11 protein-coding genes are annotated in these 13100 nt (G+C 71.7%); 9 read left to right on the plus strand and 2 right to left on the minus strand.

Annotated features, from left to right (window positions below; all coding sequences use genetic code 11):
- Positions 1-3 precede the first annotated feature (3 nt).
- The 3 genes from ACLQ21_RS14000 (at position 4) to ACLQ21_RS14010 (ending at position 1963) form a co-directional block, all read left to right on the plus strand.
- Positions 4-426, plus strand: coding sequence for a MerR family transcriptional regulator (locus ACLQ21_RS14000; protein WP_425664575.1), 423 nt, complete (start codon positions 4-6; stop codon positions 424-426).
- 62 nt (positions 427-488) lie between these two features.
- Entirely contained in the window at positions 489-1211 is a 723-nt protein-coding gene (locus tag ACLQ21_RS14005) for an IclR family transcriptional regulator (RefSeq protein ID WP_425664576.1), read from the plus strand.
- Positions 1211-1963, plus strand: coding sequence for a TSUP family transporter (locus ACLQ21_RS14010; RefSeq protein WP_425664577.1), 753 nt, complete (start codon positions 1211-1213; stop codon positions 1961-1963). Before ACLQ21_RS14005 ends, ACLQ21_RS14010 begins: the two co-directional genes overlap by 1 nt.
- A 24-nt stretch (positions 1964-1987) precedes the next feature.
- On the opposite strand, the gene ACLQ21_RS14015 is transcribed toward ACLQ21_RS14010, so the two are convergent.
- Positions 1988-4978 (minus strand): cytochrome P450, encoded by a 2991-nt coding sequence (locus ACLQ21_RS14015; RefSeq protein WP_425664578.1) that lies wholly within the window; start codon positions 4976-4978, stop codon positions 1988-1990.
- A gap of 87 nt (positions 4979-5065) precedes the next feature.
- On the opposite strand from ACLQ21_RS14015, the gene ACLQ21_RS14020 reads away from it, so the two are divergent.
- Positions 5066-6001 (plus strand): LysR family transcriptional regulator, encoded by a 936-nt coding sequence (locus ACLQ21_RS14020; protein ID WP_425664579.1) that lies wholly within the window; start codon positions 5066-5068, stop codon positions 5999-6001.
- Complete coding sequence (locus ACLQ21_RS14025; RefSeq protein WP_425664580.1) at positions 5998-6444, plus strand: HtaA domain-containing protein; 447 nt, start codon at positions 5998-6000, stop codon at positions 6442-6444. The genes ACLQ21_RS14020 and ACLQ21_RS14025 overlap by 4 nt, the downstream gene beginning before the upstream one ends.
- Positions 6445-6511: 67 nt before the next feature.
- On the opposite strand, the gene ACLQ21_RS14030 is transcribed toward ACLQ21_RS14025, so the two are convergent.
- The gene (locus tag ACLQ21_RS14030) at positions 6512-7921 is read right to left on the minus strand and encodes an MFS transporter (protein WP_425664581.1); all 1410 of its coding nucleotides are present in this window, start codon (positions 7919-7921) and stop codon (positions 6512-6514) included.
- Positions 7922-8093: 172 nt separating this feature from the next.
- On the opposite strand from ACLQ21_RS14030, the gene ACLQ21_RS14035 reads away from it, so the two are divergent.
- The 4 genes from ACLQ21_RS14035 to hpaD all read left to right on the plus strand — a co-directional run bounded on the left by ACLQ21_RS14035 (position 8094) and on the right by hpaD (position 13049).
- Positions 8094-9608 carry a fumarylacetoacetate hydrolase family protein gene (locus ACLQ21_RS14035; protein ID WP_425664582.1) on the plus strand — a complete coding sequence of 505 codons (1515 nt, stop codon included), beginning with the start codon at positions 8094-8096 and terminating at the stop codon, positions 9606-9608.
- Positions 9605-10309 (plus strand): GntR family transcriptional regulator, encoded by a 705-nt coding sequence (locus tag ACLQ21_RS14040; RefSeq protein WP_425664583.1) that lies wholly within the window; start codon positions 9605-9607, stop codon positions 10307-10309. The genes ACLQ21_RS14035 and ACLQ21_RS14040 overlap by 4 nt, the downstream gene beginning before the upstream one ends.
- A 92-nt stretch (positions 10310-10401) precedes the next feature.
- A complete protein-coding gene (hpaE, locus tag ACLQ21_RS14045; protein ID WP_425664584.1) occupies positions 10402-11898 on the plus strand; it encodes a 5-carboxymethyl-2-hydroxymuconate semialdehyde dehydrogenase in 1497 nt (498 codons plus the stop codon).
- Between the two features lie 41 nt (positions 11899-11939).
- Positions 11940-13049 carry a 3,4-dihydroxyphenylacetate 2,3-dioxygenase gene (hpaD, locus tag ACLQ21_RS14050; RefSeq protein ID WP_425664585.1) on the plus strand — a complete coding sequence of 370 codons (1110 nt, stop codon included), beginning with the start codon at positions 11940-11942 and terminating at the stop codon, positions 13047-13049.
- Positions 13050-13100: the final 51 nt, after the last annotated feature.

Raw genomic sequence — 13100 nt, forward strand, 5'->3', positions numbered from 1 at the left:
AGCATGCTGTCGATCGGAGAGCTCGCGGCCGAGTTCGGGCTCGCGCCGCACGTGCTGCGGCACTGGGAGGCGGAGGGCGTCCTCGAGCCCGCGGCCCGCGTCGGCGGCAAGCGCCGCTACGACGAGTCGGCGCGGATGCGCATCGGCACGATCCTGCGCGGTCAGGACGCGGGCATGTCCCTCGCCGCGATCCGCGCGGTGCTCGGCACCTCGAACGCGGCCGAGCGGCACGCGATGCTCGCCGAGCAGGTTGCCGCGCTCGAACGGCGGCAGGCCGAGCTCGAGGCGGCACTCGCGGTCATCCGCCATCTGCAGTCGTGCGAGCACAGCGACTTCGCGCAGTGCCCCGGCTTCCGCGAGCTGATCACGGCCGAGCCGCAGCCGATCGCGCACTCGCCGCGTCTCCACCGGCGTGCCACTATCTGAACGCGCTGTTCTATGCTTGCAACACCGCATCCGGGTGGATGCGACGACGAGAGCGAGCGACGATGCCCGAGCCCCGCGCCACGAAGGCGTCGACCGCGGGCGAGACGAGCGGCTCGCAGACGCTCTCCCGCGGCCTGACCGCGCTCTCGCTGCTCGCCGACCACGGCAGCCAGACCATCCAGTCGCTCGCCGACCTGCTGGGCGTGCACCGCTCGGTCGCCTACCGGCTCGTGCGCACCCTCGAGGAGCACCGGCTCGTCGTGCGTGCCGGCGGCACCCTCTCGCTCGGCCCGCAGCTGGCGGTGCTCGCGCGCGACGTGGAGCACGACCTGCAGTCGGCCTCGCTCCCCCACCTGCAGCAGCTCGCCGACGAGCTCGGCATGACGGCGTTCCTCGCCGTGCGTGACGGCGACGACGCCGTCACGCTCGTGACGGCCGTGCCCCGCGGCGTCAACGCATCCGTCGCGCAGCACCCCGGCCACCGGCACCCGATCGCGCTCGGCGCACCGGGCATCGCACTGCAGGCGATGCTCGACGACGCCACCTGGCGACAGCTCGGCCACGACGAGCCGATGCACCCGGAGGTCGCGTCGGTGCGCTCGCGCGGCTGGGCGGCGAGCGCCAACGAGGTCATCCAGGGCATCACGTCGGTCGGCGCGCCCATCCGCGGCCAGCGGTCGACGGATGCGTCGGTGGCAGTGGTGACCGTCGGCCAGCCCGACACCGACGCGGTCGGGCCGGCCGTGCTGGCCACCGCCCGCGCCATCGAAGCAGACCTGCGCTAGTGGATCTCGTCTCGTTCGTCGTCGCGCTCGTGGCCGTCTTCATCGGCGCCGCGGGCCAGCGCATGATCGGCATGGGGTGGGGGCTCGTCGTGACGCCGGCCATCGCGCTGGTCGCGGGGCCGCTCGCGGCTGTGCTGGTGGTGAACCTGTACGGCGCGATCGCGTGCATCGTCATCCTGCCGAAGGTGTGGCGCGAGGTGGACTGGCGACGCCTGCTGTGGATCGCGGTGCCGGCGCTCGCGCTCATGGTGCCGGGACTGCTGCTGGCGAAGGGACTCGACACCGACCTGCTCCGCGTGCTCGTCGGCGTCGTCGCCGTGGTCGGCGTCCTGATCACCGTCGCGTTCACGAGCGCCGCGCGCGCCCACGACGGGCCCGTGCTGCGCGTCGCCACGGGCACGGCGATCGGCCTGCTCAACTCGAGCGTCGGCATGGGCGCGCCCGCCGTCGGCGTCTACTCGCTCGTCTCCGGGTGGCAGGACCGCACGTTCGTCGCGACGATGCAGCCGTTCTGGGTGCTCATCAGCGGCGCGATCGTCGTCGTGCGGCCGTTCGTGGCGCCCGAAGGCTCCCCGGATTGGCCGCTGTGGGCGTGGCTCGTGCTCGCGGTTCCGGTGGTGGCCGGCGTGCTGCTGGGCAACCGGCTCGCGCACCTCGTGAGCCGCACCGTCGTGCGCTGGGCGATCATCGGGCTCTCGGTGCTGGGCGGCGTCGCGCTCATCGTGACGGGCACGATGGGCCTGCTCGGCTGAGCGACCGCGCGTGCCCGCGACCCGTCAGCTCCCGACCGACGCGGCGGCCGGGGCGGCCGACAGCACCCCGTCGGCCCAGTCGCGCGCAGCCTCGGCGGCGGGCACGGGCCCGCCCGCGTCGTGCCGGCCGTACTCGCCGACGCGCTCCGCGCCGCACGCCGCGAGCGCCTCGTCGATGAGCTCGCTGCCGCGCGAGTACGTCTTCGTGTAGCTGCGGTCGCCCATGCCGAAGACGGCGTAGCGGATGCCCTGCAGATCCGGCCGCTGCTCGGCGAGCGCGCGATGGAACCCACGCGCCGGCTTCGGCACCTCGCCGTCGCCGTACGTGGAGCAGACCACGAGGTGCAGCCGGGATGCGTCGAGGTCGGCCGGCGTGACCTCGGCGAGATCGCGCACCTCGACGTCGGCGCGATCGGCGAGCGACCGGCGCAGCTCGTCGGCGACGAGTTCGGCGCCGCCGGACTCGGTGCCGAACAGCACCGTCACCGGCAGACCGCCGCCGGAGGCGCGCTCCTCAGCCGCCAGCTCTGGCAGCGGGATCCCCTCGTCGGCGGCGACGTCGAGCATGCGCGCGACCGACCGCAGCTTCGCCCGCTCCCTGCCGGGTGCCGCGCCGAGCCGCTCGAGCACGTCGATGCGGCGCCACCCGTCGAAGCCGACCTCTCCTGGGCGCGGCTCGAGCCCGGTGCTGCCGAGCGGGACGGCGCCGGTCTCGATGTCCTCGGCGATCGTCCTGGCCAGCTCCCGAGCGTCGGTGCGCTGATCCGGGATCGTGCCTCGCGGCCCCCGACGCAGCCAGCCCGCGACGTAGAGCCCTGGCTGCACGCGTCCATCGGCGTGCGCGCCGGGCGCCGTCGGTGCATCCTCGTCGGCGTCGAAGCCGACGGCGGTGACGACGGCGTCGGCGGGCAGGACCACCTCGCGGTCCGCGCCGCGGAAGACCGCCCGCTCGACGCGCCCCTCGCCCTCGATGCGGTCGGGCGTGAGCCCGAACCACCAGTGCACGTCGACCCGCGGCGAGCCGACCGCGCGGGACGCGAGCGAACGCACGGCGTCGGCGCGAGCATCCTTGCCCTGCTCGACGGCCTCGAGCGCGGCACCGTGCACGTGGTGCTCGACGCCGGCGACCCCGGCGAGCTCGCGCACCATGACCGGATCGAACTTCGCCGCCGTCGGCCCGCTCCGGCCGACCACGTGAATCGTGCGCACGCGTCCGGCGAGTCGCGCGTGGGCCTCGTCGTCGACGTCGGTGCCCTCCAGGCCCTCCGCGTCGCGAGCCAGGAGCCGCACGAGGTCCATCGCGACGTTGCCCTGGCCCACGACCACGACGTCCTCGCCGAGCGAGGGCGCCTCGCCCTCATCCGCATGGGCGTTCAGCAGGCGCGTGATGCGGCCAGCCCCGTGGACGCCGTCGAGCTGGGAGCCGGGGATGTCGAGCGGACGGTCCCGGTGCATCCCCGTCGCCAGCACGACGGCGTCGAAGGCGCCGCGCAGGTCGTCGAGCGAGACGTCGGTGCCGAGCCGCAGGTTGCCGCGGAACCGCACCCCCTCGCGCAGGAACAGCCGGTCGAACTGCGCTGTGACCGACTTCGTGCCGCGGTGGTCCGGCGCGACACCGGAGCGCACGAGTCCGAACGGCACGGGGAGCGCGTCGATCACCTCGAGCTCGGCGGCCGGGAAGCGCCGGCGCAGCGCCTGCGTGGTGAAGCACCCCGCCGGTCCCGACCCGACCACGGCGATCCTCGGGGCGGTGGCGTCGGCGGTCGGGGCGCCGGCACGGTCTGCATCGGCGCCGACAGCTGACGCCGTCGCGGCGCGCCCCGCGACCGACGTCCATCGCACCGGCAGCTTCGTCATGCCGCGGAAGACCCATCCGGCGATCTCGGCCGGGTCGTCGGGAACGAGCTCGAGGCCACGCAGCCGCTCGAACAGCATGGGCAGCGCGACGTCGGCCACCTCCGCCCGCGCGACCCAGGCGCCGAGGCACACGTGCACGCCCTTGCCGAAGGCGAGGTGCGGCTTCACCTCGCGGCGGATGTCGAACGTCGCGGCGTCGTCCCACACGTGCTCGTCGCGGTTGGCCGAGATGATGCAGATGCCGAGCTTCGCGCGCGCCGGCAGCCGGACGCCCGCGAGCTCGGTGTCGCGGGTGACCTGCCGGGAGTACAGACCGATGGGCGCGATCCAGCGGATCGTCTCGTCGAAGGCCGCGTGCCACAGGCTCGGGTCCGCCTCGACGGCGCGGCGCTGCTCGGGGTGCGTCAGCAGCCCCCACGCGGCGACGCCGAGCGCGTCGCGCGGCTCGTTGAGGCCCCCGCCGATCGTCATCTTCACGTTCGCGCGGATGCGCTCGATCGGCATCTGGTAGTCGGGGATGCGCAGCAGCTGCGACAGCAGCGAGGGGTTCGGGTGCTCCGCGTGCCAGCGCAGCATCTCGTCGAGCGCCACGTCGACCTCGTCGAACGAGCGCTTGCCGCGCGCCCACACCTCGGGGTCGTCGGCGTAGTTGCCGGTCGCGTCGATGAGCGTCTGCGACCAGCGCTGCATCTCCTGCTGGGTCACGTTGTGCAGGCCGATGATCTCGCGCAGGCTCTCGGCGGCGTAGGGCGCGGCGAAGTCCCAGATGAGGTCGGCGCCGGGACCCTTCTCGATCATCTCGTCGAGGAAGCGCGCGGCGTTGCGCTCGAACATCGACATCCACTCGCGCTTGACGACGCCGGGGCGGAGGGCCGGCTGCCACGCCTTGCGCTCGAGGTAGTGCTCGGGGTCGTCGCGTCGCAGCATCGAGTGCCCCATCGCCCGGATCTGCAGCGAGCCCTCCTCGTTCGCCGAGAAGGTCTCCTGGTCGAGCTCGGTCTCGTGGACCGCCTCGTAGGAGGTGATGAGGTAGCGGCCGACCTGCGGCACCCAGTGCACGCCGCCCTCGGCGCGGAGGCGCTCGTAGATGGGGAACGGGTCGCGGTGCAGGTCGGGGATCGTCACCCAGTCGGCGACAGGAGCTTCGTTGCTCGGCATGGCACTTCCTCGTGGTCGGCGCTTCCTCTCGAGTGTCCCGCCCGGCCATACTCTTGGAAAGCGGATTGATCGCACGTTCAACGTCGGATGGACCGAATTCTGACGACCTTCGATGCGCCCTCCTTCACGCTCCGCCAGCTCTCGTTCCTCGTCTGCGCAGCGGAGGAGGGCACCGTCGCCGGCGCAGCCGCGCGCCTGCACGCGTCACCCTCGGCGGTGTCCGAGGCGCTCACCGAGCTCGAGCGCTCTCTCGGGGCGACGCTCATGGTGCGCCGGCGCGCGAGGGGGCTGACGCTGACGAGCACCGGGGTGGATGTCGTGGCTCGCGCCCGCGCGCTGCTCGCCGCGTCGCGCGAGCTCGAGTCGTCGCTGCGCGCGGCTCCCGGCGAGCTCGTCGGCCCCATCACGATCGGCTGCTACCCGACGCTCGCGCCCACGGTGCTGCCGCCGATCCTGCAGGGATTCGGCCGCGCGCATCCGCGGGTCGAGCTCGAGATCGTCGAGGCCACGCACGACCGGCTGAAGGGCCGGCTCGAGTCGGGGCAGATCGACGTGGCGTTCGTCTACGACACGCTCGTGCCCGGCGAGCCCCGCCGCGCCCGGCTGTTCGAGCTGCCCGCCCACGCCGTGCTGGCCGCCGACGACCCGCTCGCCGCCGAGCCGACCGTGCATCTCGAGCAGCTCGTCGAGCGCGACCTGATCCTGCTCGACGCGCCGCCCTCGAGCGAGCACACGATGTCGCTCTTCGCGGCGCAGGGGCTCGTGCCGCGCGTGCGGCACCGCGTGCAGAGCTATGAGGCGGTGCGCGCGCTCGTGGGACGCGGGCTCGGCTACGGCATCCTCGTGCAGCGGCCCGCGAACCAGGCGAGCTACGATGGCTACCCTGTGGCCATGCTCGAGATCGTGCCCGAGGTGCCGACCGTCGGGATCGATGTCATCTGGCCGGCGTCGCCCGAGCCCACGGAGCGCGCGCAGGCGCTCATCGGCTTCGCGCGGTCCCTCTCCTGGCCGCAGCCGCGATGACCGCCCACGACCGCGCCCTCCACGGCGGCTCCCTCCTTTGGGGCATCAAGGCCTCGCTGCTCGACTACGTCCGCGGCATGGGCGACGGCACCGTCGAGGCGAGCGGCGGCGCGAGCGTCACCGACGTGGGCATCCGCTTCCCCTCCGGCTCCGACTCCCCCGAGCCCGGCTCCCTCGCGTTCCGCGGCGCCGTCACGCTCACGGCGCACGGCGGCATGCTGCACGTCACGATCGCCGATCCCGCGATCGTCGAGACATCGACGGGCTGGGCGCTCGAGATCGTCGACCCGCACGACGCGTCGCGCCGGATGGCGTTCGCGACGATCGCCGGCTTCGACGGCCGGCGCGCGACGGGCACCGCGCTCACGCACGACGGCGCCGACCTGTTCTTCGGCCCGTACCAGCGCGGCACCGCCATCGACGATCCCAGCATCATCGACTAGCGATCGTCGTCGAGTCGCGGGCATGCGAACGGGGGCCCCGCCGCAGCGGGACCCCCGTCCGATCAGCTCACTTGGTGGCGGCTGCGCGGTCGACCTCGGAGAGCTCGACGTAGTCGTCGCCCTTCTTCCAGGAGTCGAACCGGCCGGAGTGCTCGAACTCGATCGACATCGGGATGCCCGTGCGGTCCTTGAGCAGCAGCGTGCCGACGAGCGAGATCACGACGGTCGCGAGCAGGTAGCCGACGATCGACCACGTCGAACCGGTCGCCTGCAGCAGCGCCTGGGCGATCGTCGGGGCGAACGCGCCACCGATGATCGCGCCGATCGCGTAGGCGATCGAGACGCCCGAGTACCGCACCGAGGCCGGGAAGGACTCGGCGTACCAGGCTGCCTGCGCGCCGTAGGTGAGGCCGAGGCCCGCGCCCAGGAAGATGGTGCCGAGCGCCACGCCCCACACGCCCTGCTCGACGAGCAGGAAGAGCGGCACGATGGTGATGGCCAGCACGATCCAGCCGGCGATGTACAGCGGCTTGCGGCCGATGCGGTCGGAGAGCGCGCCGGCGACGAACGTGAAGACCAGCCACGAGAGCGAGCCTGCGAACGTCGCGAGCTGCACGCCGACGGGGTCGAAGCCGAGGCCGGGAGGCGTGCCGTCCACGGGACGGGACGCGAGGCCCTGCACGTAGCCACCGGTCGTCATGTAGCCGGTCGCGTTGTTCGCCATGAAGACCATCGCGGCGAAGACCACGACCATGCCGTACTTGCGGAAGACCTGGACGATCGGCGCCGACTCCTGCTGCGCGGTCTGCTTTATCTCCTGGAAGACCGGCGACTCGTCGACCGAGCGGCGGACGACGTAGCCGACCACGACGAGCAGGATCGAGATGAAGAACGGGATGCGCCAGCCGACCTCGAGGAACGACTCACCCGGGAAGGCCGCGCGGATCCCCGCGAGCACGCCCGTCGCGAGCAGCATGCCGAGCGGCACGCCCGCCTGCACGAAGGAGCCGTAGAGGCCGCGGCGGCCACGCGGAGCGTGCTCGATGGCCATCAGCACGGCACCGCCCCACTCGCCGCCGGCCGAGATGCCCTGGAGGATGCGGAGCGTGATCAGCAGGATCGGAGCGATCCAGCCGGCCTGCTCGAACGTCGGCAGCGCGCCGACGAGCGTGGTGGCGGCGCCCATGAGGAGCAGCGTGAGCACGAGCATCGGGCGGCGGCCGATCTTGTCGCCGAAGTGCCCGGCCAGGAAGGCGCCGAGCGGGCGGAACAGGAACGAGATGCCGATCGTGATGAGCGAGAGGATCTGCATCATGCCTTCGCCGGCGGGCTGGAAGAACAGCTGCGCGAAGACCAGGTTCGCCATGAAGGCGTAGATGAAGAAGTCGTACCACTCGATGGTGGTGCCGACGACGACTGCCGCGAGGACCTTGTTGCGCTCCTTGACGGAGGTGTGAGGCGTCGTGCTCTGAGACACGCTGACTCCTTTGTCAGTGGGGTGGCCAGGAGGGACCCGGCGGGGACTAGGTGGAACATATACGATTTCATGCACGACGGCAAGAGGGAGCGGATCACGGGGCTTGACGGGCCGTCGCAGGCCGCCTCAGGCGCCCTTGCAGAACAGATCTGGAATCGTATACGATGCCCGCATGGAAGCATCGTCGCTCCGCACCGCGGGCATCCCCTCAGCCGCCGACGCCGCCTGGCGGCTCATCGGCACCCAGCCCGCGAAGGTCTTCGCGATGCACATCGGCTACGCCGCCCGCGCCGCCCAGAAGGGCCGCACGCCCGAGGCGCCCGGCTTCTTCCTGAAGCCCGCGACCTCGCTCTCCACGGGCGGCGAGGTCGAGGTGCCGGCCGGCACCCAGATCTTCGGCTTCGAGGGCGAGATCGCGATCATCATCGGCCGGCACGCCCGGCGGGTCGACGCGACGGATGCGTGGGCGCACGTCGCCGCCGTCACCGCATCGAACGACCTCGGCGTCTTCGACCTCCGATGGGTCGACAAGGGCGCGAACGTGCGCTCGAAGGGCGGCGACGGCATGACGCCGATCGGACCCGCCCTGCTGCCCGCGGAGCGCCTCGACCCCGCGGCGATCGAGGTGCGCACGTGGCTCGACGGCGAGCTCGTGCAGGCCGACTCGACCTCGACGCTCATCTTCTCGCTGCCGCAGATCGTCAGCGACCTGTCGCAGCTCATCACGCTCGAGCCCGGTGACGTCATCCTCACCGGCACGCCCGCGAACGCCTCCACCTTCTCCCCCGGCCAGACCGTCGAGGTCGAGGTGACGGCGACCGCCATCGACGGCGAGCAGCTCTCGACCGGCCGGCTCGCGACCACCCTGCGAGTCGGCGAGCACGCGCTGCCGTCGTACTCCGCGCAGCCGAAGCCGACGGCCGAGCAGTGGGCCGACGCATCCGGCCGCCCGCTCGCCGACTTCCAGCAGGCGGCGGCACCCGCGCTCGACGACGAGCTGCGCGAGAAGCTCTCGAGCGTCGCGCTCGCGACCCTCTCGTCGGGGCTCCGCAAGCGCGGCCTCAACAACGTGTCGATCGACGGGCTCCGCCCGACCCACCCCGGCAAGCGCATCGTCGGCACCGCCCGCACCCTGCGCTATGTGCCCAACCGCGAGGACCTCTTCAAGAGCCACGGCGGCGGCTACAACGCGCAGAAGCAGCTGTTCGACTCGCTGCAGCCGGGCGACGTCGTCGTCATCGAGGCCCGCGGCGACAACCGCTCGGGCACGCTCGGTGACATCCTCGCGCTGCGAGCGCGACACCTCGGCGCCGCGGGCCTCGTGACCGACGGCGGCGTGCGCGACCTCGACGTCGTCACCGAGATCGGCGTGCCGACCTACCACGGCGGCGCCCACCCGGCCGTGCTCGGCAGGCTGCACGTGCCGTGGTCGTTCGACGAGACGATCGCGTGCGGCGGTGCGACCGTGCAGCCCGGCGACATCATCGTCGGCGACGGCGACGGCGTGCTCGTGATCCCGCCGGCGCTCGCGCGCGAGCTCGTCGACGAGGCGATCGTGCAGGAGCGCGAGGAGGAGTTCATCGCCGCGCAGGTCGACGCCGGCCACCCGGTCGACGGGCTCTTCCCCATGAACGCCGAGTGGCGCGCGAAGTACGAGGCGTCCATCGCGGATGCGGGTGCCGAGTGACCGGGCGACGCGGTCGGGCCGCGACGGTCGCCGAGGCCGGCGGCAAGGTCGCGCCCTCGAAGTCGCAGCGGGCGTACGAGCTGCTGCACGACCGCATCGTCGACGGCACTTACTCCCCCGGCTACCGGCTCGTGCTCGACGCGATCGGCCGCGAGCTCGACATGAGCGTCGTGCCGGTGCGCGAGGCGATCCGTCGGCTGGAGGCGGAGGGCATGGTGACGTTCGAGCGCAACATCGGCGCCCGCGTCGCCGAGATCGACGAGCTCGAGTACCACGACACCATGGAGACGCTCTCGATCGTCGAGGGCGCAGCCGTCATGCTCGCCGCCGGGCTCTACTCGAAGTCGGACGTCGACGAGGCTCGCGCGATCAACGAGCAGATGCGCGAGACGCTCACCGCCTTCGACCCGGTGCGCTTCACCGCCCTCAACGAGGCGTTCCACCGCCGACTGACGGATGTGTGCCACAACCAGGTGCTCGGCGACGTCATCGACAACAACTGGAAGCGGCTCGCGCGACTGCGACAGTCCACCTTCTCGTTCGTGCCCAGCCGCGCCGTCTCCTCGGTCGACGAGCACGAGGCGATCCTCGGCCTCATCGAGGAGGGCGCCGACCCCCGCAGGATCGAGCTCGCGGTGCGCGCCCACCGGCTCGCGACGCCCGACGCGTACCTGCAGCGCATCCGCCCCAGCGCCTCCTGAACCCGGCGCCTCCTGAACCCAGCGCCTCCGAACCACCACGCACGACCCGCCGCCCACCGGCGCGCGGACGACCCGACAGAAACGGAGCCATCATGGCAACCCAGCCCGCAGGCATCCCCGACCTGATCCCCCACTTCATCGACGGCGAGCGCGTCGCCTCCGTCGACGGCGACACCTTCGGCGTGCTCAACCCGGTCACGAACGAGGACTACACCGTCGCCGCGTCCGGCAAGCAGGCCGACATCGACCTCGCCGTCGCCGCGGCGACCCGCGCCTTCCACGAGGGCCCGTGGCCGCGCATGAAGAACCGCGAGCGCGCGCGCATCCTCAGCCGCATCGCCGACATCGTCGAGTCGCGCGACCAGGAGCTCGCGCAGTTCGAGTCGTGGGACTCCGGACTGCCGATCACGCAGGCGCGCGGCCAGGCGCAGCGCGCCGCCGAGAACTTCCGCTTCTTCGCCGACCTCATCGTCGCCGGCCGCGACGACACCTACAAGGTGCCCGGCACGCAGGTCAACTACGTGAACCGCAAGCCGAAGGGCGTCGCCGGCCTCATCACGCCGTGGAACACCCCGTTCATGCTCGAGTCGTGGAAGCTCGGTCCCGCGCTGGCCTCCGGCTGCACCGTCGTGCTCAAGCCCGCCGAGTTCACGCCGCTGTCGGCCTCGCTGTGGGCGGGCATCTTCGAGGAGGCCGAGCTGCCGCGCGGCGTCTTCAACCTCGTCAACGGCTTCGGCGAGACCGCGGGCGACGCGCTCGTCAAGCACCCCGACGTGCCGCTCATCTCGTTCACGGGCGAGAGCAGCACCGGCAAGCTCATCTTCGGCAACTCGGCGCCGCACCTGAAGGCGCTGTCGATGGAGCTCGGCGGCAAGAGCCCCGCCGTCGTCTTCGCCGACGCCGACCTCGACGCCGCGATCGACTCGACGCTCTTCGGGGTCTTCTCGCTCAACGGCGAGCGCTGCACCGCCGGCAGCCGCATCCTCGTCGAGCGCTCGATCTACGAGGAGTTCCTCGAGCGCTACGCCGAGCGCGCGAAGAACATCGTGGTCGGCGACCCCGCCGACCCCAAGACCGAGGTGGGCGCGCTCGTGCACCCCGAGCACTTCGACAAGGTGATGTCGTACGTCGAGATCGGCAAGGGCGAGGGCCGGCTGCTCGCCGGCGGCGGCCGCCCGGAGGGATTCCCCGAGGGCAACTACGTCGCCCCCACGGTGTTCGCCGACGTCGCCCCGGACGCCCGGATCTTCCAGGAGGAGATCTTCGGCCCGGTCGTCGCGATCACGCCGTTCGACTCCGACGAGGAGGCGCTCGAGCTCGCGAACAACACCAAGTACGGGCTCGCCGCGTACATCTGGACGAACAACCTCAAGCGCGCGCACCTGTTCTCGCAGAACGTCGAGGCCGGCATGGTGTGGCTCAACAGCCACAACGTCCGCGACCTGCGCAGCCCGTTCGGCGGCGTGAAGGCGTCCGGCCTCGGCCACGAGGGCGGCTACCGCTCGCTCGACTTCTACAGCGACCAGCAGGCCGTGCACATCACGCTCGGCGACGTCCACACCACCCGCTTCGGCGCATCCGCCCACTGAGTATCACGCACAGCCCTCGCACCTCGAAGGAGCACATCATCATGAACGAGATCCCCAAGCCTGAGATCCTCAAGCCGAGTGTCCCCGCGCCGGACATCATCCGCTGCGCGGCGATGGACCTCGTCGTCACCGACCTGGCGGCGAGCCGCGCCTTCTACGTCGACGTGCTCGGCCTGCACGTCACCGAGGAGGACGACGAGGCGATCTACCTGCGATCGTTCGAGGAGTTCATCCACCACAACCTCGTGCTGCGCAAGGGCCCGGTCGCCGCCGTCGCCGCGTTCGCCTACCGCGTGCGCACCCCCGAGGACGTCGACCGCGCCGAGGCCTACTACCAGGAGCTCGGCTGCCGCACGGAGCGTCGCGCCAACGGCTTCCAGAAGGGCTTCGGGGACAGCGTGCGCGTCGAGGACCCGCTGGGCTTCCCGTACGAGTTCTTCTACGCGACCGAGCACGCCGAGCGCCTGCACCAGCGCTACGACCTGATCTCGGCGGGCGAGCTCGTGCGCCTCGACCACTTCAACCAGGTCACGCCCGACGTGCCGCGCGGCCGCAAGTACCTCGAGGACCTCGGCTTCCGCGTCACCGAGGACATCCAGGACGACCAGGGCGTCACCTACGCCGCGTGGATGCAGCGCAAGGGCACGGTGCACGACACCGCCCTCACGGGCGGCAATGGCCCGCGCATGCACCACATCGCGTTCTCGACGCACGAGAAGCACAACATCATCCAGATCTGCGACAAGCTCGGCGCGCTCCGGATGTCCGACCACATCGAGCGCGGCCCCGGCCGCCACGGTGTCTCGAACGCGTTCTACCTCTACATCACCGACCCGGATGGTCACCGCATCGAGATCTACACGCAGGATTACTGGACCGGTGACCCCGACAACCCCGTGATCACCTGGGACGTGCACGACAACCAGCGCCGCGACTGGTGGGGCAACCCCGTCGTGCCCTCCTGGTACACCGAGGCGTCGCCGGTGCTCGACCTCGACGGCAACCTCGTCGAGGTCGTCGAGCGCACCGACTCCAGCGAGATGGAGGTGACGATCGGCGCCGACGGATTCTCGTACACCCGTCCGGGCGATGACGACGGCACCTACCGGGGCGAGGCATCGAAGGGCTTCAAGATCGGCAACCAGCTGTGACGGCGGGCCCTGCCGCGACGACCGAGCCTGCACCGTCCGGGTCCACCGGAC

Origin of the sequence: Agrococcus sp. DT81.2 (assembly GCF_049844935.1) — a bacterium.
GTDB lineage: Bacteria > Actinomycetota > Actinomycetes > Actinomycetales > Microbacteriaceae > Agrococcus.

What these genes read in the sequence shown, in the direction of transcription:
- ACLQ21_RS14000 (WP_425664575.1), top strand. Translation starts at nt 4, where the DNA reads ATGCTGTCGATCGGAGAGCTCGCGGCCGAGTTCGGGCTCGCGCCGCAC.
- ACLQ21_RS14005 (WP_425664576.1), top strand. Translation starts at nt 489, where the DNA reads ATGCCCGAGCCCCGCGCCACGAAGGCGTCGACCGCGGGCGAGACGAGC.
- ACLQ21_RS14015 (WP_425664578.1), bottom strand. Translation starts at nt 4,978, where the DNA reads ATGCCGAGCAACGAAGCTCCTGTCGCCGACTGGGTGACGATCCCCGAC.
- ACLQ21_RS14020 (WP_425664579.1), top strand. Translation starts at nt 5,066, where the DNA reads ATGGACCGAATTCTGACGACCTTCGATGCGCCCTCCTTCACGCTCCGC.
- ACLQ21_RS14025 (WP_425664580.1), top strand. Translation starts at nt 5,998, where the DNA reads ATGACCGCCCACGACCGCGCCCTCCACGGCGGCTCCCTCCTTTGGGGC.
- ACLQ21_RS14035 (WP_425664582.1), top strand. Translation starts at nt 8,094, where the DNA reads ATGGAAGCATCGTCGCTCCGCACCGCGGGCATCCCCTCAGCCGCCGAC.
- hpaE (WP_425664584.1), top strand. Translation starts at nt 10,402, where the DNA reads ATGGCAACCCAGCCCGCAGGCATCCCCGACCTGATCCCCCACTTCATC.
- hpaD (WP_425664585.1), top strand. Translation starts at nt 11,940, where the DNA reads ATGAACGAGATCCCCAAGCCTGAGATCCTCAAGCCGAGTGTCCCCGCG.